The sequence below is a fragment of the Sulfurimonas hongkongensis genome, from assembly GCF_000445475.1.
GTDB classification, from domain to species: domain Bacteria; phylum Campylobacterota; class Campylobacteria; order Campylobacterales; family Sulfurimonadaceae; genus Sulfurimonas; species Sulfurimonas hongkongensis.
Window position 1 is genome coordinate 1 of sequence record NZ_AUPZ01000015.1, and the last position, 21,528, is coordinate 21,528.

At 35.7% G+C, this 21,528-nt stretch carries 19 protein-coding genes; 9 read left to right on the top strand and 10 right to left on the bottom strand.

The window, feature by feature from the left end; translation table 11 throughout:
• The first annotated feature begins 417 nt into the window (after positions 1-417).
• The 7 genes from M947_RS22035 (at position 418) to M947_RS22065 (ending at position 7,194) form a co-directional block, all read left to right on the top strand.
• Positions 418-654, top strand: coding sequence for a hypothetical protein (locus tag M947_RS22035; protein ID WP_021288329.1), 237 nt, complete (start codon positions 418-420; stop codon positions 652-654).
• Positions 620-916: a type II toxin-antitoxin system RelE family toxin gene (locus M947_RS22040; protein ID WP_245541268.1), complete on the top strand. Its 297-nt coding sequence runs from the start codon at positions 620-622 to the stop codon at positions 914-916. Before M947_RS22035 ends, M947_RS22040 begins: the two co-directional genes overlap by 35 nt.
• 405 nt (positions 917-1,321) lie before the next feature.
• Entirely contained in the window at positions 1,322-4,579 is a 3,258-nt protein-coding gene (carB, locus tag M947_RS22045) for a carbamoyl-phosphate synthase large subunit (RefSeq protein ID WP_021288331.1), read from the top strand.
• Positions 4,540-5,013, top strand: coding sequence for a hypothetical protein (locus tag M947_RS22050; protein WP_021288332.1), 474 nt, complete (start codon positions 4,540-4,542; stop codon positions 5,011-5,013). Before carB ends, M947_RS22050 begins: the two co-directional genes overlap by 40 nt.
• A complete protein-coding gene (locus tag M947_RS22055; protein ID WP_021288333.1) occupies positions 5,010-5,453 on the top strand; it encodes a hypothetical protein in 444 nt (147 codons plus the stop codon). The genes M947_RS22050 and M947_RS22055 overlap by 4 nt, the downstream gene beginning before the upstream one ends.
• On the top strand, positions 5,450-6,019 hold the full coding sequence (locus M947_RS22060) for a Cj0371 family chemotaxis-regulating polar lipoprotein (RefSeq protein WP_021288334.1): 570 nt from the start codon (positions 5,450-5,452) through the stop codon (positions 6,017-6,019). Before M947_RS22055 ends, M947_RS22060 begins: the two co-directional genes overlap by 4 nt.
• A complete protein-coding gene (locus tag M947_RS22065) occupies positions 6,016-7,194 on the top strand; it encodes a glutathionylspermidine synthase family protein (RefSeq protein WP_021288335.1) in 1,179 nt (392 codons plus the stop codon). The genes M947_RS22060 and M947_RS22065 overlap by 4 nt, the downstream gene beginning before the upstream one ends.
• Positions 7,195-7,229: 35 nt before the next feature.
• Here M947_RS22065 and M947_RS22070 read toward each other — a convergent pair whose 3' ends face one another.
• The 10 genes from M947_RS22070 to M947_RS22115 all read right to left on the bottom strand — a co-directional run bounded on the left by M947_RS22070 (position 7,230) and on the right by M947_RS22115 (position 17,572).
• The gene (locus tag M947_RS22070) at positions 7,230-7,478 is read right to left on the bottom strand and encodes a ComEA family DNA-binding protein (RefSeq protein ID WP_021288336.1); all 249 of its coding nucleotides are present in this window, start codon (positions 7,476-7,478) and stop codon (positions 7,230-7,232) included.
• 113 nt (positions 7,479-7,591) lie between these two features.
• The gene (locus tag M947_RS22075) at positions 7,592-8,473 is read right to left on the bottom strand and encodes an MraY family glycosyltransferase (RefSeq protein ID WP_021288337.1); all 882 of its coding nucleotides are present in this window, start codon (positions 8,471-8,473) and stop codon (positions 7,592-7,594) included.
• Between the two features lie 223 nt (positions 8,474-8,696).
• On the bottom strand, positions 8,697-9,902 hold the full coding sequence (locus M947_RS22080) for a glucose-6-phosphate isomerase (protein ID WP_021288338.1): 1,206 nt from the start codon (positions 9,900-9,902) through the stop codon (positions 8,697-8,699).
• Between the two features lie 17 nt (positions 9,903-9,919).
• Positions 9,920-10,714 carry a DNA ligase gene (locus M947_RS22085; RefSeq protein ID WP_021288339.1) on the bottom strand — a complete coding sequence of 265 codons (795 nt, stop codon included), beginning with the start codon at positions 10,712-10,714 and terminating at the stop codon, positions 9,920-9,922.
• A complete protein-coding gene (locus M947_RS22090) occupies positions 10,711-11,544 on the bottom strand; it encodes a glycosyltransferase family 2 protein (RefSeq protein WP_021288340.1) in 834 nt (277 codons plus the stop codon). The genes M947_RS22085 and M947_RS22090 overlap by 4 nt, the downstream gene beginning before the upstream one ends.
• A 92-nt stretch (positions 11,545-11,636) precedes the next feature.
• A complete protein-coding gene (gene mqnE, locus M947_RS22095; protein WP_021288341.1) occupies positions 11,637-12,698 on the bottom strand; it encodes an aminofutalosine synthase MqnE in 1,062 nt (353 codons plus the stop codon).
• Between the two features lie 3 nt (positions 12,699-12,701).
• Positions 12,702-14,417 (bottom strand): bifunctional aldolase/short-chain dehydrogenase, encoded by a 1,716-nt coding sequence (locus tag M947_RS22100; RefSeq protein ID WP_021288342.1) that lies wholly within the window; start codon positions 14,415-14,417, stop codon positions 12,702-12,704.
• Between the two features lie 19 nt (positions 14,418-14,436).
• Positions 14,437-15,639 (bottom strand): methionine adenosyltransferase, encoded by a 1,203-nt coding sequence (gene metK / locus M947_RS22105; RefSeq protein WP_021288343.1) that lies wholly within the window; start codon positions 15,637-15,639, stop codon positions 14,437-14,439.
• 75 nt (positions 15,640-15,714) lie between these two features.
• Positions 15,715-17,277: an autoinducer-2 kinase gene (gene lsrK, locus M947_RS22110; RefSeq protein ID WP_021288344.1), complete on the bottom strand. Its 1,563-nt coding sequence runs from the start codon at positions 17,275-17,277 to the stop codon at positions 15,715-15,717.
• 4 nt (positions 17,278-17,281) lie between these two features.
• Positions 17,282-17,572 (bottom strand): putative quinol monooxygenase, encoded by a 291-nt coding sequence (locus M947_RS22115; protein ID WP_021288345.1) that lies wholly within the window; start codon positions 17,570-17,572, stop codon positions 17,282-17,284.
• Between the two features lie 113 nt (positions 17,573-17,685).
• Between M947_RS22115 and glmS the strand changes: the two genes are divergently transcribed.
• Together glmS and M947_RS22125 are read left to right on the top strand one after the other, a co-directional pair.
• Entirely contained in the window at positions 17,686-19,500 is a 1,815-nt protein-coding gene (glmS, locus tag M947_RS22120) for a glutamine--fructose-6-phosphate transaminase (isomerizing) (protein ID WP_021288346.1), read from the top strand.
• A gap of 126 nt (positions 19,501-19,626) precedes the next feature.
• Positions 19,627-21,480, top strand: a complete 1,854-nt coding sequence (locus tag M947_RS22125; RefSeq protein WP_021288347.1) for a GGDEF domain-containing protein — start codon at positions 19,627-19,629, stop codon at positions 21,478-21,480.
• The last annotated feature ends 48 nt before the right edge of the window (positions 21,481-21,528 follow it).

The following is a 21,528-nucleotide window of genomic DNA, read 5'->3' on the forward strand; positions in this document are numbered from 1 at the left end:
AAGCAAAATCTACTTCTTCATTCATTGTCAGTCCTTGATAGTATTTTATCAAACTGACACGAAATTTCTAACACTCCCAAATAAATTGAACCCTCTGATTAATTTATAAACTAGATTCCGTGTCAAGCACGGAATGACGGGACACGCGTCATCCTGAACAAACAAACTGTCATCCTGAACAAACAAACTGTCATCCTGAACAAACAAACTGTCATCCTGAACAAACAAACCGTCATCCTGAACTTGATTCAGGATCTACCTTAATAATTGTTAATAGCACTCAATTATTATAAAAGTATACAACAAACACTTGAGACAAATAGTTATCCACTTGCTACGCCCCTTTGCTTGAATATAAAATTGACAAACTGAATTAATTTGAATATAATAGTATAATTATTATTCAAAGGATATATTATGAAAACAGTTACAATGAGAGTTGACGACTCTGTTTACGATATGATTAAACTCGCAGCTGAAGGTCAAAAAAGAAACCTTTCAAACTTTATAGAGTTTGCAACAATGCAATATTTAACATCCTCACAATTTGTAGAGAATGAAGAGATGGTAGAAATTATAGATGATAAAGAGCTTGTTCAAAACTTGATGAATGGTTTAGATGATTTCAAAAATGGTGACTACACCATTGTCTAAGTATCAGATTGCTGAAACTAAAACTTTCGAAAAAGTTAAAAAGAAAATAGATAAAAAATTATATTCAAAAATTGAACATTTTGTTTATCCTCAACTTAGAAAAAACCCTTTTTACGGAACTAATATTAAAAAACTAAAAGATGATTTCGAGGGTTATTATAGATATAGGATCGGAAACTATAGACTGTTTTATCTTATTGAGGGTGATAAGCTTATTGTAGTCGTTGTTGATTTCATACATAGACAACAAGCATACAACTAAACATAAGAGCTAATAAATTACCTAGCGATCTTTATATTAGTTAAAATCAGGTGTTAAAAATCAATTTTCAACCATCTACTCATAGAACTCACTCCTACGAGACTGTGAAATAACTATAGTTTTCTTCCGGAAGTGGGACTTTTGGGAATGCTAACCAATGGCACTCTCCACTATGTGTCCCGCAAAAAGGCGAGGTTGAAGCCTCACTTCCTAGTTATTTCACAGTCTCTACTATTTATTAGACTACAAAAGAGTCTAGGTTTTATATTTACTCTCTAAGATATTAAGATAGCAAAGATAGCCACTGCTTCTCATCAAAAATTAAGTGCTTTTTGAGTAGAATCGCATCATTTATTATAAACTCTTAAGCATACAAAGTCCTACTACTTTGCAAAAAGGAAAAAAATGCCAAAACGCACCGACATACACACGATTTTACTGATAGGTTCTGGTCCTATTATCATTGGTCAAGCTTGTGAGTTTGACTACTCAGGTACTCAAGCTGTAAAGACTCTAAAAGAGCAAGGGTATAGAGTTATTCTTATCAACTCAAATCCAGCAACTATTATGACAGACCCTGAGTTTGCAGATAGAACTTACATAGAACCAATCACAGAAGATGTAATAACGCGCATCATCAAAAAAGAAAGAGTCGATGCAGTTCTTCCAACTATGGGTGGACAAACTGCACTAAATGTAGCTACTAGTATGTATGAAAAAGGAATGCTTGAGGGTGTGGAGTTTTTAGGTGCATCTCCAGAGGCTATTCACAAAGGTGAAGACCGCTCAGCATTTAATGAAGCTATGATAAAAATAGGCATGGACTTACCAAAGAGTCGCAATGCTTATAGTGTTGATGAAGCTATAGAAGTTGCCCGTGAGATAGGTTTTCCAGTAATTTCAAGAGCCTCTTTTACACTAGCGGGTGGTGGTTCAGGCGTAGCTTACAACATGGAAGAATTCAAAAAGCTAGCACAAGAGGGCATCTCAGCATCTCCTGTAAATGAGATAGAGATTATGGAATCAATGCTAGGTTGGAAAGAGTACGAGATGGAAGTTATCCGCGATAAGGCTGATAACTGCATTATTGTTTGTTCTATCGAAAATTTTGATCCTATGGGTGTTCACACTGGAGACAGTATCACAGTAGCACCCGCTCTTACTCTAACAGACAAAGAGTACCAAAGAATGCGTGATGCTTCTTTTGCAATTCTTAGAGAGATAGGCGTAGATACTGGTGGATCTAATGTTCAATTTGCCATAGATCCAAAAACTGGCAGAATGATAGTTATAGAGATGAACCCTAGAGTTTCGCGCTCATCTGCTCTTGCATCTAAGGCCACTGGTTATCCTATAGCAAAAGTGGCAACTCTTTTAGCAGTTGGTTATACTTTAGATGAGATAACAAACGACATCACAGGAACTCCAGCAGCTTTTGAACCAGTTATTGACTATATAGTAACAAAGGTTCCTCGTTTTACATTTGAAAAGTTTCCTGAAGCTGTTAGCACGCTAAGTACAAGTATGAAGTCAGTTGGCGAGGCTATGGCTATCGGTAGAACTTTTAAAGAGTCTATGCAAAAAGCACTCTGTTCACTTGAGACTGGAGTTTGTGGTTTTGAGCCAATGCAAGGCGATGATGACTTTATAAAACACGAGATTCGCCGTCCAAATGCTGATAGAGCTTTGTTTGTAGCAGAGGGATTTCGCCGTGGTATGAGTATAGAAGAGATGTTTGATGCTTGTGCTATTGACCCATGGTTTTTATACCAACTTCAAGAGATAGTAGAGTCTGAGAGCACAATTACAAAAGATATTCTACAAGATGCAACACTTATGAGAAGCATCAAAGTAGATGGCTTTTCTGATAAAAGAATAGCCGAGCTAATAACTAAAAACTCAGAGCAAAAAACAACAGAGATGCAAGTCTATGATGCAAGAAAAAAACTAGGTATATCACTAGAGTTTAACGAAGTTGACACTTGTGCAGCAGAGTTTGAAGCTCTTACACCTTATCTCTACTCAACTACAAATATATCTATCTTACCTGATGTTAAAAATAGAGTGAGTGATAAGAAAAAAGTCCTTATCTTAGGCGGTGGACCAAATAGAATCGGTCAAGGTATAGAGTTTGACTACTGTTGTGTTCATGCTGCTTTTGCACTAAAGGAGATGGATATAGAGACTATCATGTACAACTGTAATCCTGAGACAGTTTCTACTGACTATGACACTTCTGATGTTTTGTACTTTGAGCCTATTGACTTTGAACATGTTAGAGAAGTTATAGAAAATGAGCAACCAGATGGCATCATAGTTCACTTTGGTGGGCAGACTCCCCTAAAGCTAGCAGATGGCTTAACAAAGATAGGGGCTAAGATTGCTGGAACTCCATCAGCCGTTATAGACTTAGCAGAAGATAGAGAGCAGTTTTCTAACTTTGTAAAAGAGTACAATCTAAAACAGCCTGCAAATGGACTAGCTAGAACTAAAGAAGAGTCTTACATCATAGCCGAAAAGTTAGGCTTTCCTGTTTTAGTTCGTCCCTCTTTTGTTCTTGGTGGCCGCGGTATGAGAATAGTTTACACAGAAGATGAGCTTAGAGAGTACATGGACTTAGCTATCTCAGTGTCAAACGAAGCTCCTGTTCTTATAGATAAATTTTTAGACCAAGCTATAGAGCTTGATGTTGATGCTATTAGTGATGGCAAAGATGTATATATAGGTTCTGTAATGCAACATATTGAAGAGGCTGGAATACACTCAGGAGATAGTGCTTGTTCACTTCCTCCTGTAAACCTCTCTGAGGAGATGATTCAAAGAGTAGAAGAACAGACTCAAACTATAGCATTAGGACTTGGTGTTATCGGACTTATGAATGTTCAATACGCGATATATAGAGATGAAATATATCTTATAGAGGTAAACCCAAGAGCTTCAAGAACTGTCCCCTTTGTCTCAAAAGCCACTGGGATGCCACTCGCAAAAGTTGCAACCCGTGTTATGGTTGGCGAAACCTTAAGAAGTTCACTAGAGTACTATGACAAGTATGAGATAGTCCAAGAAGTAAATGGACTACTAAAGCCAAAACTAAAGGGTCATATCTCTGTAAAGGAAGCGGTTTTCCCTTTTCATAAACTCTATGGTGCGGACTTAGTTTTATCTCCTGAGATGAAATCAACTGGTGAAGTTATGGGAATTAGTTCAAACTTTGGAGTTAGTTTTGCCAAAGCTCAGCTCTCAGCTGGAAACAAGATCCCAAAGAGTGGAACATGTTTCTTGTCTTTTGTAGATACAGATAAAGTACACGCTTGTGAGATAGCATCGGGACTTCATAAACATGGCTTTAAATTAGTAGCAACAAAAGGTACTCAAGCTGTTATTGAAGCAGATGGCATTCCTTGTGAAGTAGTTTTAAAGATTTCAGAAGGCCGTCCAAATATTGAAGATAGTATGAAAAATGATGAAATAGCAATGGCAATAAACACCTCTGATAACAACACTTCTAAAAAGGATGCTATAGTAATCCGTCAAGAAGTTTTAAAGCGAAATATTCCATACTTTACAACTCTTAGTGCTGCAAGAGCACTTATCTTATCTCTTGATGAGATAGGCGATGACTCATGGTTAGACTCAAAAGCCTTACAAGACTTTCTAACATAAGGGTGAGAGTAATACTTGCTCAAACCGACACTACTGTCGGTTTTTTATCTCAAGATCAGCAAAAACTAAAAGAGATAAAAAAAAGAAGCCAAGATAAACCATTTATTAAAGTTTATAAAGATTTTAAAGCACTACTTTGCTCAAAGACTAGGATTCCTCAAAAGTTTAAAAATAGTGTAAGGCGTGCTAAAAAAACTACTTTTATAGTTAAAAACTCTTCCTTTAGAGTGAGCAAAAGCTCGCTCGACTCTCAGCTCTTAAGAGACTTAGTCTGGCACTACTCTACTTCTGCTAATGAGGCAGGAGGAGATTTTGATATGGTTTTTTGTACAGATAAAGCTGATATAATAGTACAAAACAAAGATGGGTTGCACCAAAGAAGTTCTTCATCTTTATATCTCATAAACAATCAAAAAAGGAGAAAATTAAGATGACAAAAGCTCTTCAAGCTCTTTTAACTGGTGTATTTGTAACATTTATTTTAGATTTTTTTATCTTTTTGGGTTTGCAAAAAAACTATATAGATTTTTATGAAATTAAAGTTTACTACAATGTCTTGTTTGTAGATCATCAAAACATCATCTTGTTTATGTTTTTTTCAATCCTAACTGGCTTTGCAATAATCTATGTAAAAAACCTTAAAATTTCAGCTACCTTTATATTCCTTCTTTTTATTATATCGCTCTCAACACTTTATCCTAACATAGGATATGCACTGGGGGAGAAGATGTTTATGCAAAAAAATGTAACTCTCAATGATAAAAAAAACTTCTTTGTTGGGGATATTTACTATGAGGGAAGAGAGATAATCACTTTTTATGATTATGACCTTAAAAAAACTATATTACTAAAGAAAAAGGATTTAATTAGATGAAACATATTTCAAGTTTGGCAGGTGGCGTAGCACTAGGGAGTGCAGGAGTTATTATGATGAGTGTATTAAGTGGTTGTGGAACACAACAACAAGAGCAACAAAACCGCTTCTTAGTTATAGAACAACAAGCAAATGGTAAGTACATAGTAACTGAAGAGATGCCGACTGAGGGGCCAAATAGAGCTATCATTCGTGAAAAAGATGCCCATGGAAATACCATTGAACGTTTTATGAATGAAGAGGAGATGAAAGCGCTAGCCGAGCAAGAGTACCAAAAAGTTCAAGATGGAACTTCTGAGACTGTGCAAAGTGGAGATAGCAGTGCTGGAATGGGCTTAGCTGGAACAATTTTAGCAGTTGCAGCTGGTTCACTTTTGGGAAATATGATAGGCAACGCTCTTATGAATAACAAAAATTTTGCAAAAAATTCAGCAAGCACAAATAAAAGTGCTTATAGTCGTTCAGCAGCTTCAAAAGCATCTAAGAGTTCGTCTTCAAAAAGGAGTTTTTTTGGTGGAAGTAACTCTAGGACTGCGTCGAAAAGTAGCAGGAGCTATGGCGGATGATAAGTCTAAAAAATATAGATAGTTTGAGTGATGATAACTTAGAAGAGTTGGGTTTTTCGTGGCACACTGATAGCGATACAACGAAATACATAAACAACCAACTTGTAAATGTAACCCAAGATGAAGCTGAGGCTTATTATGAGGCAGGAAATGAGATATATGACATGTTTGTTGAGGCAGCAGAGTATGTGATAGAAAATGATCTTTTTTTTGAGCTTGGCATCCCATTTAATCTAATTGAGATGATAAAAAAAAGTTGGGAAAATGATGTTCATTGGCATATATATGGTCGTTTTGATCTAGCCGGTGGACTTGATGGTGAACCTATAAAACTTATAGAGTTTAATGCCGACACTCCAACTGCACTCTTTGAGACCGCCCTGCTTCAATGGGCTTTGTTAAAAGAAAACAGTATGAATGAAGATAAGCAGTTTAACAATGTTTATGATGCTATAAAAGAGAACTTTAAAAGACTCATAACTCTAGATGAAGATACAGAACTTTTTAATGAGAGATATGATGGTTGGAAGATACTCTTCTCAAGCGTAGAGGGAGATAATGAGGAAGAAGCTACAACAAGACTACTTCAGCAGATGGCAACTGATGCGGGGTTTAATACAAGTTTTGAGTATTTAAACAATGTTAGGTTTGATGAAGAGGGTGTCTTTGATGCAGATGAAAACCAATATGAATATTGGTTTAAACTCTATCCTTGGGAAGATATCGGTAGTAGCGAGCCAGAACTTGCCACTACACTAAACTCTATCATGCAAAACCAAAAGGCCATCATCTTAAATCCCGCATATACACTTTTGTTCCAGTCAAAGGGAATAATGAAGATTATGTATGACCTATTTGTTGATAGTCCTTACTTACTTCAAACATCGTTTGAGCCACTAGATGGAGTTAAACAAGTTGAAAAAACTGTCTTTGGCAGAGAGGGAGCTAACACTAAAATCATAGATGCTAATGGTAAAGTGCTAGAGCAAACTGATGGAGAGTACGGTAACTATAAAAAAGTCTATCAAGAGTATGTTGAGTTTAACAAAGACTCAGATGGAGCAAAATATCAAGCAGGTCTCTTTTTTGCATATGAATCCTGCGGGCTTAGCTTTAGAAAAGGCTCAGAAATTCTGAACAATATGAGTAAATTTGTAGGACATGTTATAAAGTGAGGATAAGTCTCCTCACTTAAGAGTTGTTATAATAACTACTTTTTACACTTACTTGCAGTGAGATTTTTTCTATTTTTCTCTATAGTTTTCTCGCCAATTCCCTTAACCTCTATAAGTTCATCAACATTTTTAAAACACTTTGTTTTTCTATGTTTTACAATCATCTCAGCTTTGCTAGCACCAATGCCTTTTAAAGTAGTTAACTCATCTTTGTTTGCTATATTAATATCTACCGCAGCAAACAACATACTAAACCCCAAAATAACCATAGCCAAAATTTTCATTTTAACCCCTTTTTTTTGATGTTATTTAGTATATTGTAATGTTTTATCTATACAAAATATGATTGTAAATATTTAATATCATTGCAATAATATTACAATTTGTTACATTAAATTTAATCAACAACTATTTTTGGTGTTAGTAGATTATAAAAAAGTATAAATAACAAGATAAACATTGCAAGAATTATCGTATCATCTCTTACTTTAAATCCTAGCCCTATACTACTAAATACAATCTGTAAAAGTATTATAATTTTTGTAGTTTTTGATACATCTTTATAGTACTGCTTAAGAATTATATGATGAACATGTGTCATATCCGGATTAAATGGATTTTTTCTTCTTCTTATCCTTCTAATCATAACAATAAGAGTATCTAATATAGGAACTGCTGTTATTAAAAGTATACTTACTGCAGAGATATAATCCATTTGTACAGAGTGTATGGATAAAACAACTATTACAAATCCTAAGGTTAAACTACCATTATCCCCCATAAATAGCTTTGATGGATACCAATTATAAAATAAAAAAGCTAGCAAAGAGACTATAAGCGTAGCACTAGTATAGAGTAAAAAGGTATCTGCATACTTATATCCTATATAGGCGTACGCTCCAAGCATAACAATAGCTACACCAGAACTAAGTCCATCTAGTCCATCTATAAGGTTCATAGCGTTGATAAATCCTACAATAGCAAAAATAGAAAAGAGCATTGCAAGAGATGTTGGCAAAATCATATCCACACCTAAAAATGTTCCTAAGCTTTCAATATACATTCCTCCCAAGCACAAAAAAATAGCAGCCACAGACAACCAAAAAAACTTCACTTTTGAAGAGTAACCAAAAATATCATCATAAATACCAAGTATAAAAACCAAGAAAAATCCAGCCATAATATAGGCATTTACATTTACCCCAAGAAAGAAAATACCAACTAAAAAAGAGAAAAATATTGCTACTCCTCCAGCACGTGATTTTTCAACTTTATGCATACTTCTCTTGTTTGGAATATCCATTAATTTTAATTTTGAAGAGTAGTTAATCAATAAAAAATTCAATATTAAACTAAGAAATAATACAATAGACAAAACAGACCAAAATTCTAAGTTCAATACTAAGCTCCAATATACTTATTAAAAGATTTATTTGTGATTTTCAAAAAGAGTTTTAATTGCATTTAACTATCTACAATAAAATTGCAAATATAGCTCAAGCTTAAGCATTACTCAGCCTCTCTTTAAGTATCTTTTTTCCAGCTTCAACACCTGGTTGGTCATAAGCGTTTATATACATAAATTTTGCACACAAGGATGTTAAAAGCTCATACTCATACATCAAACTAGCTATGCTTTTCTCACTTACTCCATCTATGGTTATCACATCACATGGTATATCATTTAAGTTGTTTATAGACTCTATTGTTGCATCGGCTTGTTGGTTTATAAGATATGAAAATTTTATACCATCTATATAGTCTAACTCTTCTAACCCTTCTAGTTTGACATGAGGAATCTCTAAGTCACTTGCAAAGTCCTCTACTTTTATAACCGTTACCGTTTTATCTCTTTTTCCCTCCACAATGAGCTGTAAAAAAGAGTGTTGGTCTATGGGACCTATGATGCCGATAGGCGTTAAACCTTGCCTGCTTGAGTTTATATCAATCTTGCCTAGACTCTCACCCCAAAGCTGGATATACCAATCATTAAAACCCTCTAGTCTTGAAGAGTAAGAAAAAACAACATTTATGTTAAAACTATTTTTATACTCTGCAAAAAATCTCGCTTTTTTAAGTAGCCTCTTATACGCATCTTCTTTATCAAAAAATCCATTATAAATTTTTTTAGCACCACTTAAAAGTTCATCTATATCTATGCCTACAATTGCCAAAGGAACTAAACCAACCGCGCTAAATACAGAAAATCTCCCCCCCACATTCTTAGGAATTTCAAACCTTTTTATAGAGTTTTTTTGTGCATAGTAGTTGAGTTTAGAATCACTCTCTGTTACGACTATAGTGTTGTCTTTATCACACTTTACCAAAGAGTTTATATATTTAAAGATGGAGACAGTCTCTATGGTAGTTCCAGACTTTGAAATCACTACAAAAAGAGTGTCATTTAAGTCTATGGCTTCAAGTTTTGACTTTATATCTATGGGATCAGTTGTTTCTAAAAAGTAGAGCTGTTTTTTCAAGCTCTTTGAATACTTTAGATATTTGTATATAGCGTAAGTTCCTAGCGTACTTCCACCGATGCCAATGACTACAACATTTGACTGTTTCACACCTTTTGCATACTCTTTAAAATTAGTAGTATCTTGGTGTACAAGGTTATAGTAACCTATGTACTCTTTCTCTTTTACTATCTCTTTAAATATATCTCTATCTGAGATACAAGGGTTGAAGTTGTGGGTGTATTTCATGTCTGATCCTTTATATTTTATCTTCTAATGCGTAAAAAAATTGGAAATCTAGGATTACTCTTTGATGTAAGCCCATAATATTTAAAAGTAATTATAGCACCAATTTTTGGTGGATTTGCTCTTTGTACGTCACTTAAACCACTCCCTATTTTTATAATTTTATCATCTTGCATCTTGCAGATCAAAGAACCAAGCATATCTCTATATTTTCCTCTACCTTTTGTGTAACTAACTACTTCGCACTCCGCATCATTAGAACTCTTGACTTTTAGAGCACTATTGTTTCTCTGAGTATAATAATCCAAACTTCCATCACGAACAACTAATCCCTCAGCCCCCTTTATTTCTAGCTCTTTTAAATACTCTTCTAAGTGCTTGTTATTTCTTACTTCTATCTGTTTTATGAGTCTTAAATATTTTGACTCCTTTACAAGACCTAATCGCTTTAAAAGTCCTCCCTTAGCATTTGGAACTTCAAAGATATTATAAGTTAACTCACTCCATCTAGCTTTATCATTTTGTGTACTTACAATTGAGTTAATATTTGAGAAGTCCTCCCTTTTACTCCACAACTCACCATCTAGCTTATGTGAAGGAAAATCCTTTGTAAAAAAGCTAGGCGCATTAAAGTCATTTCCAGCTCTTGAGAGGAGTCTTTTACCATCCCAATAAGCTCTAATACCATCAAGCTTTTCACTCATATACCACGAGGTAACATTTATATCTTTTTTATAAACATTGAGTAAAAATAGCTTTGGTTTTTTAGCATACACAGATGATAAAAATAGACAAAATATTAAAAAAAATTTCATACCAATTCGCTTATTTTTTTTTCATAAATTTTAATATCTTGTATTTTATCATGTTTTACAGCCCCTTTTAATAAAAGAGTATATTTTTTCAAAAGTTCTGATTTAATCATCTCTTTTTTATCATACAAAGTGCTAGTAACTTCTTCTTGGTTGCTTTCTCTTAAGAGCTTCTCTAAAGCCACAACTCTAAACCTATCCATACCCCAAAATTTCATGCTCAACTGGTCATTAGCTCCACCGTATTTTGTGATGAGTTTCTTATCAACTAAGCCTATTTTATGTTTAATTGCCACTCTAAGCCATAAGTCGTAATCTTCACAAACTTCCAGACTCTCATCAAAAAATCCAATAGATTCAAAAATACTTTTGTGCATTAGAGCAGCTGATGGAGCTATGATACAGTGAGAAAGTGAAGATGCAAATATATCTTGGCTTACTTTTGCATACTTTTTTGCCACTTTTACCTCTTTTGCATCTCGTATCCACTTCTCATCTGTATAACTCATCAGTAACTCATTACTTTTTTTATGCAGATTCAACTGCTCTTTTAGTTTGTCTTTATGCCACTCATCATCAGAGTCTAAAAATGCTATCCACTCATATTTTACGTATTTTATCCCCATGTTTCTTGCACTAGAGACTCCTGCATTTTTTTGATATATGTAAGTTATGTTTGGAAAATCTTTTGTTATTTGTGGAGTTTTATCAGTAGAGCCATCATCTATGATTATGACTTCTTTTGGTTTATAAGTTTGAGCATATACAGATGCTAATGCACGTTGAAGAACTTTATATCGGTTATAAGTTGGGATTACAACCGAAATATCCATATCCTACTACCTTCTCTCTTTCTCTAGTTCCCAAGCTTGACTTGAAAATTCATACTACAATACATAGCCTTATTCTAAGCATGAAAAAAAATTTACCAAGTCTTTATCTCATTGTAGATGCTATCTCTCTCAATAGGAATAAAGCCACTATTTTTTATAAGTGCAACAAACTCATCTAGCTCAACTCCATTTGCACTTTTAGCACCTGCTGCGGAGTTTATAGACTCCCTCTCTATAGTTCCATCAAGGTCATTTGCTCCAAACTCTTGAGCAAGAAGTGCAAGACCAACAGTTGAAGTCACCCAGTAAGCTTTTATATTTGGTACATTGTCTAAGACTATGCGACTGATGGCAATAGTTCTTAAAATCTCATCCGCACTTATATCTTTTTGGATCTTTAGATAGTTGTTCTCTCTTTGATAAACAAGAGGGATAAAAGCGTTAAAACCTTTGCTTTTATCTTGCAGTTCTCGTATGCGCATCATGTGGTCTATGCGGTTTGCCCTACTCTCAACATGACCAAAGAGCATAGTAACATTTGACATTTTGCCTCTTGCGTGCCACTTTTCATGGATATCCAGCCACTGTTGGGATGTAACTTTTCCCTTACAGATATAGTCTCGAACCTCTTCATCAAAGATTTCAGCTCCACCACCAGGCATGGAATCAACACCATTTGCAACCATCAGATCTAGTATCTCATCATAGCTTTTGTTATACTCTCGTGCTAAAAAGTCAACCTCTGCCGCTGTTAATGCTTTTACATGCATCTTTGGATATGCCTCTTTTATCTTTTTAAAGATACCAAGATACCAGTCAAGTCCAGTACCAGGGTTATGTGCAGAGACTATATGAACCTCTTTTATACCGCGACTCTCTACATCTTTTACGATATTCATTATCTCATCATGCGTCATTGTGTAGGGATTTGGGTTTTTTCTATTTGCTGAGTATGCACAGAACTTACAAACATCTGCACAGATATTTGTTGGATTTATATGGCGGTTAATATTAAAGTATGTTTTTTTACCATGAAGTGAGAGTCTCTTTGCATCAGCTAGCTGCCCTAGCTCAAAAAAATCCATCTCATAAAGACTAAGTGCCTCATCAAATGAGACTCTCTCTCCTTTCTCTATTTTCTCTTTTAAGTTCATTTTTTATCCTAAAATTTTTACTTCTGGTTGGTGAGCCATTGCGCAGATTAACTCCGCAGCATCTGAGCTTAGAGTCTCTAATCTTAATATATTTGTAGTAATTTCAGACTCGCAAAAGTCAAGTTTTTCATCTTTAGATGCAAGGAGTATAACACTCGCATCTATGCCGTAGTTTAAAAATTCACAGCTGTGTTTTACTAACTCTTCTTCATCTTTGTGGACTATTACGATATCCACTCCGCCAAAGTTTTTTATAGTAAACTCTAGTGCTTTTTGCACCTCATCACCTAGCTTTATATCACATCTTAAGTTTATAAAATCAGCCTTTTGTAAACTCTCAACACTCCCAAGAACTACTACAGATGCACCCTTTTTACGAAGCATCTCAGCACTCGCACATGAAGCTTCACTCTGCCCACTTACAAGTGCAATCTTACCTTCAAACTCTTGCTTAGATGAAGATTTTTTCAGTTTCGCTTGTTCTAATTCCCAATACTCAACTTCAAAGATTTCAGATGCACTAAGAGCCTTGTATCCACCTAGTTTCTCAGCTTTTAGTATAGCTTCAAAAGTGTGTTCATTTATATCTTGGATTATCTTTGCTTCTTTTATGCTTTTGCCAAAGGAGAGACTTCCTCTATCTTTAAAGATGGCAAAATTTGGAGCTGGGTTTAGAAGTGTTTCCTTAGTTTTGTTCTCTTTAAAATAGGAGATATAATCTTTAACAAAAGAAGCTAGTTCTGTTTTAAAATCATCTTTTAAAATAGCTGGGATTCTTTTTGTTCGTATCACATGGTCAGGTGTTAGAGGGCCTCTTGTGGCGATTTGTTCTACATCTTCTTTTGAGAATTTTTGCGCTAATGCAGAGTCATTAAAAAGGGAGATAGTAGCGCTTCCTTTTAAATTTGAGACCTCTTTTCTTATCTTTGCAAGTTCTAAGAGTTCATCACTTGGAAGTGAGGCTTCAGCCTCGCCTGTTTGCGGGACACATAGTGGAGAATGCCATTGGTTAGCATCCCCAAAAGTCCCACTTCCGAGGTTTTCTAAAACAGCACCCTTAGATGCAAGATAGTTCTCAGCCATATCTACAAGCTCTATAGTTTTCTCATAAGATTCTCTAGCATCATCACTAAAAGTAAAGAGTCCATGATTCATAAGAACCATAGCATCTATCTTACTCCACACAAGATTTTTTGTCATCTCATAAACAAGCTTTGCCAAAACAAATCCTGGCATGATATATGGAATGATAAGAACTCTAGAGCCATAGAGCTCTTTTATCCTAGCCTCTCCATCCTCTGTATTTGTAATAGTAACAACGGCATCAGCGTGAGTGTGATCTACAAACTTGTAAGGAATAATAGCGTGCAAGATTGCTTCAACAGAAGGGTTTGGTGCAGATGGATTTGTCATTGCTAAACGCTGATACTTAACCATATCACTATCACTCAGCTCTTTTAACTCCGCCATCTTAAGTAGCATCTCCATCTTCACAGGGGCAAAGCCCTCAGCTTCAATGGTTGCTAAGTCCCAGCCACTACCTTTGACATATAGTATCTCTTCGCTCTCTCCAAAAAGATTTGTAGCAGTAGATTTTACAGAGGTATTTCCACCACCATGAAGTACTAAAGAGCTATCTTGCCCTAGTAGTCTTGAGGTATAGACTCTTAAGTCTAAGTCTGTCTTAAACTCATTCGCATCTTCGTATAAACTTTTCAAACTTTTCCTTATGCTATCTTTACTTTTTCAACTTCTCAAAAATCTCTAAAGCATCTAACTTTTCCCAAGGGTAATCACTCTGCCCTACTTGTCCACGAGCCGCTACATCAGCATAGAGGAAAGTCTCTGCACTTGGGCAATCAAGTCCAAACTTAGCCGTAATCCAGTTTGGAGTTAGTGAGAAGTTTTCACTTACAAAAGTAGAGAGTTTATCATCATCAAGACCATCACAAACAGTTCCATATGTATCAACTGAGACTGAAGTAGGTTTTGCAACGCCTATCGCATAAGAGAGTTGAACTGAACACTTCTTTGCAAAACCAGCTGCAACTATATGTTTGGCTAGCCATCTTGCGGCATAGAGTCCACTTCTATCAACCTTTGTATAATCTTTAGATGATTGTGCTCCACCGCCAATAGGTGCATAACCACCAAAACTATCCACTATAAGTTTTCTGCCTGTAAGACCTGAATCATGAAGTGGAGAGTGACTTACATATCTGCCAGTTGGATTTAAATGGATGATGGTTTTTTTAGGATCGTATAGATTTGTAGGAAGTCCAGCATCGTCGATTAGACCTTGAAGTAGTTCTCTAACTTCTTTGATGTCCATATCTTCATTTGATGGAGCCGATACTACTATAGTGTGGATTGAGAGAGGGTTACAATTTTCAAAGTTCTCTTTAGTTCCATAATCAAGTGTAACTTGAGTTTTGATGTCAACTCCAAGTTTGTGGTTGTGCTTTAGCGCGTAGTGATAAACCTTGTCACTTAAAACTCTTGCATAAGTAATAGCCGCTGGCATAAAGTCCGCCGTCTCATTAGAGGCATAACCAAACATGATACCTTGATCCCCTGCTCCAGTCTCACCATCTTCTTGATCAACTCCCTGATTTATATCTGGTGATTGTTGATTTAGAAGAACTTGAACTTTTACATCCTCAGGAAACAAACACTGCTCTTTTGTAAAAGCACTTTTGCCATCATAACCGATACCAATGAGTGCATCTTTAACTATTTTTTCATACTCTTTATCACTAAGTTTTGCCTTTGATGTAACTTCGCCACCGATGATGACATTTTTGCCAGCTACAAAAACCTCAGATGCTACTCTACTCTTTGGATCTTCTATGATAAGTCTATCGACTATACTATCTGCTATGATATCTGCACATTTGTCTGGGTGACCAGGGGATACTACTTCGCTTGTAAATAAATACATTTTTTTCCTTGAATTATTATCAGCTTAAAGGGATGTCTCCCCATAAACTAGTTTGCAAGACACCTTTGTTTTAGGTTATAAACCTGGTGCCTTCCACATTGAAGTTGTGATATTATCATCTACTAACTTTAGTTGTGCTTCATAAGCACTCTCAAATTTCTGCTTAAGTTCTCTATATATTTCATGGTTTTTCATATCTGGCTCATAACTCTTACTCCAAACTACAAGCTCTCTTGCAGCCGCACTCATAGAGTCATAGATGCCAGCTCCAACGCCAGCTGCCATTGCAGCGCCAAGAGCTGTAGCCTCTGTTACTTTTGGGATTTTAACCTTGCATCCTAAGACATCACTAAGTATCTGCGACCACAACTCGCCCTTACTTGCACCTCCAGCAAAAACTATCTCTTTTATCTCAACACCAGTGAACTTCTTTATCTTATCAAGATTTATACCTGAGACTATTGCAGCATTTTCTTGCAAGCTTCTAAACATAGAGGCACGGTTACAGATGCTTGCATCTAGACTTAGGTTTAAAAAGCTAGGACTCGCATGATACCATTTGCCATACTTCATAGAGTCTGAAAATATCGGAATGATGCCGTGTGAACCAACAGGAACTTTTGAAGCTTTTTTTTCTAAGACAACATAAGCATCTACACCTCTCTCCTTTGCTTCAAGTTTTTCTATCTCACAAAAAGCATCTCTAAACCAGCGCATAACTAAACCACTAAAAAAGGTGATGCCCTCAGCTTGTGATTGATTTGGAATGACATGAGGATTTACTCTTATGCCCATATCTTTTGGAGGTGGAGTTTTGCTTGGTATGTTTACGACTTGTTGCCAAAAAGAGCCACCTAAAACCGCAGCATCTCCTAAGTTTACAACCCCTAAACCAGCAGAGCCCAACTGAACATCTCCGCCACCCATCACAACCTTTGTGCTCTTTGAGAGAGTTGTCTCTTTGGCTGCACACTCACTCACAGTTGATATAACAGTTCCAACTTCCACGCATGGCACAAAGATATCATCTTTTAGGCCAACTTCTTTTGCCATCTCGCCCATCCAGTCACGAGACTCTAGTGAAAATATCCCAGTAGTCCCAGCGTTACTAGGATCCGTAAAGATTTTACCGCCTAGTTTCGCTAAAATCCAGTCACCAATCATAGAGATTTTCGCTACTCTCTCATAAATATCAGCTCTATTGTTTTTTAGCCACATTATCCTAGGTAAGGCTCCAAGAGCAAAAGTTTGACCTGAGAGCGCGTAAAATCTCTCCTCGATGCCATCATAGCTCTCTTTTAACTCTTTTACCTCTTTTGAAGCCCTAGCATCTACATTTGCAACAGCCCAAAGTTCACGGTCATTTTCATCATAAAGCACGATGGCCTCACGCATACTAGTAGCACTCACAGCCAAAATATCTTCACCACTTATCCCTGCAAGAGAGATGGCTTTTTTGATGCACCCAACTGTTAATCCCCAGTTTTTCTCAAAGTCAAAACTCATAGAGTTAGCAACCCCATCTTCAGCCAAATGCGTCCACTCCTCTTGGGCTACGCTTATCTGATTGCCTTTTGTGTCAAATATAGCTGCTCTAATGCTTCCAGTTCCTGCATCTATTGCCATTAAATAGCTCAAAACTCTATCCTAAAATCTCTAGTTCATCACTATATTTATGCTCACAAAAAGGCTCGTAACTGCTCTTATATACTGCGTAATGAGCTGATGCTTTATGACCATCGAGTGCTGTTTCATCTCTCCATGATTCTACCGCCATAAATTTTCTAGGGTTATTCTCATACTGAAAAATATCATAAAAAATACAACCATCTTCTGCTTTACTTGGGATTACCATAGCAGATAAAAGCTCTTTCATTTTAGCCTCACTACCCTCTTTTGCTATAAAAGTTACTCTCTTTGTTATACTACTCATAATTTTTCTCTCCTTTATTAATTGCGAAGGATTATATCATTAATGATAAAACAAAACGATATGTGTAATAATGTCGCAAAATTTTATGAACTATTATGCAAGGATTATTTGATATGTGCGGAATTGTTGGATATATTGGAAAAAGAAATACTAAAAAAATTTTATTGGATGGACTAAAAGAGTTGGAGTATAGGGGTTATGACTCAGCTGGGATTGCAGTGCTACAAAATGGAGAGTTTTCAAATTTTAAAGCCATTGGAAAACTTGTAAATTTAGAAGAAAAAACAAAAGATTTTATAACTAATGGTTTTGCAATTGGCATCGGTCATACTCGTTGGGCTACTCATGGAAAACCAACTGAGCTAAATGCACATCCACACTTAGGAGAAAGCTCTTATGTGGTTCACAACGGTATCATAGAAAATTATGCAGCCTTAAAAAAAGAGCTTCTTGCTTGTGGAGTGAAATTTTTAAGCCAAACAGACACAGAAGTTATAGTCCATCAGTTTGAGAAAAATCTAAAAAATTCTAAGAATGCTTTTGAAGCATTTTCAAAGACTATAAAAGAGCTAGAGGGTGCTTATGCAATTCTTCTTACTACAAAATCACAACCTGATACTATATTTTTTGCAAAACATGGCTCGCCAATGCTTGTTGGGATTAATGATGCAGGTGAGAGTTTTTTTGCATCATCTGATACTCCGCTTATAGGTCAAGCTAAAGAGGTAAACTACTTTGAAGATGGGGACTTCGGTTTTGTAAACCCATCTGAGGTAGCTATCTATGATAGAGACTCAAATGAGAGAAAACCAAACTTTAAAAAATTAAAAGAGGACAAGCTCTCAGCTCAAAAAGATGGTTTTAGGTTTTTTATGGAAAAAGAGATTTATGAACAAAGCCATGTTGTTGCAGATACTCTGATGGGAAGACTAAGTGATAGCGAAATCATCTTTGATGAACTAGACAAGAGCCTTTTTGATGGTATAAATGAGATAAAACTTTGTGCTTGTGGCACTTCATATCACTCTGCACTTAGTGCTTCATATCTTTTTGAGAGATATTCAAAGATTAGAACTTCTGTTGAAGTAGCAAGTGAATTTAGATATAGAAATCCCATCATGAGCAAAGACACTCTCTTTGTTGTAATCTCTCAAAGTGGGGAGACGGCTGATACATTAGAGACTCTAAAGATGGCAAAAGAAGCAAAACTAAAAACATTAGTAATTTGCAATGTCGATAACTCTTCGATGGTCAGATTAGCGGACTCTTGCATACTAACAAGAGCTGGGATAGAAAAAGGCGTGGCATCTACAAAAGCTTTTGCTACTCAAGTTACAATATTTTGGATGCTAAGCCTGTATGTTGCAAAACTTCGTAACTCCATGAAAAAAGAGGAGATTATAAAGCATATTTCACTTCTTCGTGAGGTTCCTGGTTCTGTTAAGGTAAGTGATGAAATGCATGAGAGGCTAAAAAGACTCTCTAAGAGATATCTTCACGGTCATGGTTTTTTCTTTATAGGGCGAGATATTTTCTATCCTCTGGCTCTTGAAGGAGCTTTAAAGCTAAAAGAGATCTCTTATCTACATGCTGAGGGTTATCCAAGCGGAGAGATGAAACATGGTCCAATAGCCCTTGCTGATCCTGAACTCTTTACCATAGCACTGCTTCCTGAGCATATGCTTTATGAAAAATCAAGAAGCAATGTAGAAGAGCTCAGTGCAAGAGACTCTACTATTTGTGCTATTAGTTCACTAGAGTTTGACAAAGCAGATGACTTTATAAAGATAAAAAACTCTTCTCACTATATGTTAGAGTTTTTTGAGATGATGGTAGTTTTACAACTTCTAGCTTTAGAGATTTCGGTTAGACTTGGAAATGACGTAGATATGCCAAGAAACTTAGCAAAAAGCGTAACTGTTGAATAGCGTTGTTCACACTATAAAACTAGGTATAAGTCTATATTATATTTTTGTTAGGATTTCACTTTAAATTTATTTTTTTTAGGTTATTATCTAGGTTAAATTTTAAATTTAGCTAAAAGTGATGCTTTCATGAAAACAAAACTAAAACTTCTTCTTATAGTAGCAGGTATGCTACTAGCACTCACAACTGCGACTATTATAAATGTATCTCTTAACTTTAGAGACTATAGCATAAAGAGTGCAACAGAAAAAGCAAAACTAACTGCTACTATAGTAAAAGATGGTCTGACTGCTCACATGGTTAACAATATCATGGATAAAAGAGAATACTTTATGCATCAGATATCCGCTAATAATAAAGAGGTAAAAGCTCTTTGGCTAGCTAGAAGCGAAAATGTTATTCAGCAATATGGAGAAGGCTCAAACGATGAAACCGTTAGAGATGCCATCGATAGCAAAGTTTTAGAGAGTGGTGAGACTATAAAAAAAGTTATAGAAAACGCTCAAGAGACCACACTTAGAGTCACTATCCCCTACAAGGCTACAGTAGATAATGGAAATACTAACTGTTTGAGTTGTCACGATGTCAAAAGAGGAGCTACGCTTGGTGTAATAAGCATGGAGTTTGACATTAGTGATATGAGAACAAGTGGAATGATAACCATCTTAAAAATACTTGGTATCAATCTACTCTTTTTAATCATAGTCCTCTTCTTATTAAATCATTATATCAATCCTTTTATGCAACTCTTCTCTACAATGCAAAATGGGATAAAGAAAGCATATAGTGGAGACTTTTCCCATAAATTTGAAACAACTTTAGGTGGAGATGCTAAAAAAATTACCGAACAGTTAAATACTCTTTTTACAAAGATGCAAAAGACTTTTGGAGAGATAAAACTTAATCTTGGAACTTTTATACCTCAAGGAAGTGTTTCATCAGCTGATCCACTCCATGAAGCAAGTACCATTATACACGAACTATCTGATGTTTATAAGTTTAAAAAGACTATAGAGTTAGATGCAAACAAATCAGAAGTCTATAACAGAATAATAGATATATTTAAGCTAAAGTACAACTTAAGATGTTTTTCATTTTATGAGTTAAACAACAGAACAAATGAACGAAACCTATTTTATGCAACTGATGAAGAGGCTCTGATCTGTCAAGAAAAAATAAACAAAGATGCACAACTTTGTCGTGCAAACAGAACTAAGAGTGTAACTGTCTCTACAGAGTTTCCGAATCTTTGTCAAGCTTGTCTGTCTGAAAAACAAAATTATGTATGTATACCTTTTGTTATCAACAATGATGTCTCCCTAACTGTCTCTTTTATAGGAGAAGATGAAAACGAAGTTGAGAGAATAAAAAGTTGTGTAAATAGTATAAAACACTATTTTGAAGCTGCGAAGCCAGTTATAGAGAGTCAGATACTTATGGAGAAACTAACAGATACTTCGCTAAGAGATGGTATGACTGGCCTTTATAACAGAAGATTTCTAGAAGAGCTTATAGATCAAGTCATGCATCAAGCAAATAGATTAAAAGAGACTTACTCAGTAATGATGCTCGATGTTGACTTTTTCAAAAAAGTCAATGATACTTACGGACACGACGTAGGCGACAGAGTAATTATTGCCATTGGTAAACTACTCCAAGAGAGCATCCGTGAGTCAGACTTAGCCATCAGATATGGTGGAGAAGAGTTTGTAGTGATGTTGCACAACGCAAGCGAAGAGGGAACCGAGGAGATAGCTAAAAAGATTCACTCTAAATTTTCAGAGTTAGTCTTTGATGTCGGAGTTGGGGAGACTCTGCGAAAAACTCTAAGTATAGGTATCTCAATGTTTCCAAAAGATGGAGATACTATTTGGAAGTGTATTAAGTTTGCAGATACCGCACTATATGTTGCAAAAACAACTGGAAGAAATAAGATAGTTCATTATGATAAGAAGATGGCGGAGAGTCAAGATTTAAGATAGTAGATTTTTCGAGACCGTTTAAAATTTCGTGTCAGCTACATTTAGTAA

Coding starts and splice junctions, on each gene's coding strand:
- M947_RS22035 (WP_021288329.1), top strand. CDS start 418: ATGAAAACAGTTACAATGAGAGTTGACGACTCTGTTTACGATATGATT.
- M947_RS22040 (WP_245541268.1), top strand. CDS start 620: ATGATTTCAAAAATGGTGACTACACCATTGTCTAAGTATCAGATTGCT.
- carB (WP_021288331.1), top strand. CDS start 1,322: ATGCCAAAACGCACCGACATACACACGATTTTACTGATAGGTTCTGGT.
- M947_RS22050 (WP_021288332.1), top strand. CDS start 4,540: ATGGTTAGACTCAAAAGCCTTACAAGACTTTCTAACATAAGGGTGAGA.
- M947_RS22055 (WP_021288333.1), top strand. CDS start 5,010: ATGACAAAAGCTCTTCAAGCTCTTTTAACTGGTGTATTTGTAACATTT.
- M947_RS22060 (WP_021288334.1), top strand. CDS start 5,450: ATGAAACATATTTCAAGTTTGGCAGGTGGCGTAGCACTAGGGAGTGCA.
- M947_RS22065 (WP_021288335.1), top strand. CDS start 6,016: ATGATAAGTCTAAAAAATATAGATAGTTTGAGTGATGATAACTTAGAA.
- M947_RS22070 (WP_021288336.1), bottom strand. CDS start 7,478: ATGAAAATTTTGGCTATGGTTATTTTGGGGTTTAGTATGTTGTTTGCT.
- M947_RS22075 (WP_021288337.1), bottom strand. CDS start 8,473: ATGCATAAAGTTGAAAAATCACGTGCTGGAGGAGTAGCAATATTTTTC.
- M947_RS22080 (WP_021288338.1), bottom strand. CDS start 9,902: ATGAAATACACCCACAACTTCAACCCTTGTATCTCAGATAGAGATATA.
- M947_RS22085 (WP_021288339.1), bottom strand. CDS start 10,714: ATGAAATTTTTTTTAATATTTTGTCTATTTTTATCATCTGTGTATGCT.
- M947_RS22090 (WP_021288340.1), bottom strand. CDS start 11,544: ATGGATATTTCGGTTGTAATCCCAACTTATAACCGATATAAAGTTCTT.
- mqnE (WP_021288341.1), bottom strand. CDS start 12,698: ATGAACTTAAAAGAGAAAATAGAGAAAGGAGAGAGAGTCTCATTTGAT.
- metK (WP_021288343.1), bottom strand. CDS start 15,639: ATGTATTTATTTACAAGCGAAGTAGTATCCCCTGGTCACCCAGACAAA.
- M947_RS22115 (WP_021288345.1), bottom strand. CDS start 17,572: ATGAGTAGTATAACAAAGAGAGTAACTTTTATAGCAAAAGAGGGTAGT.
- glmS (WP_021288346.1), top strand. CDS start 17,686: ATGTGCGGAATTGTTGGATATATTGGAAAAAGAAATACTAAAAAAATT.
- M947_RS22125 (WP_021288347.1), top strand. CDS start 19,627: ATGAAAACAAAACTAAAACTTCTTCTTATAGTAGCAGGTATGCTACTA.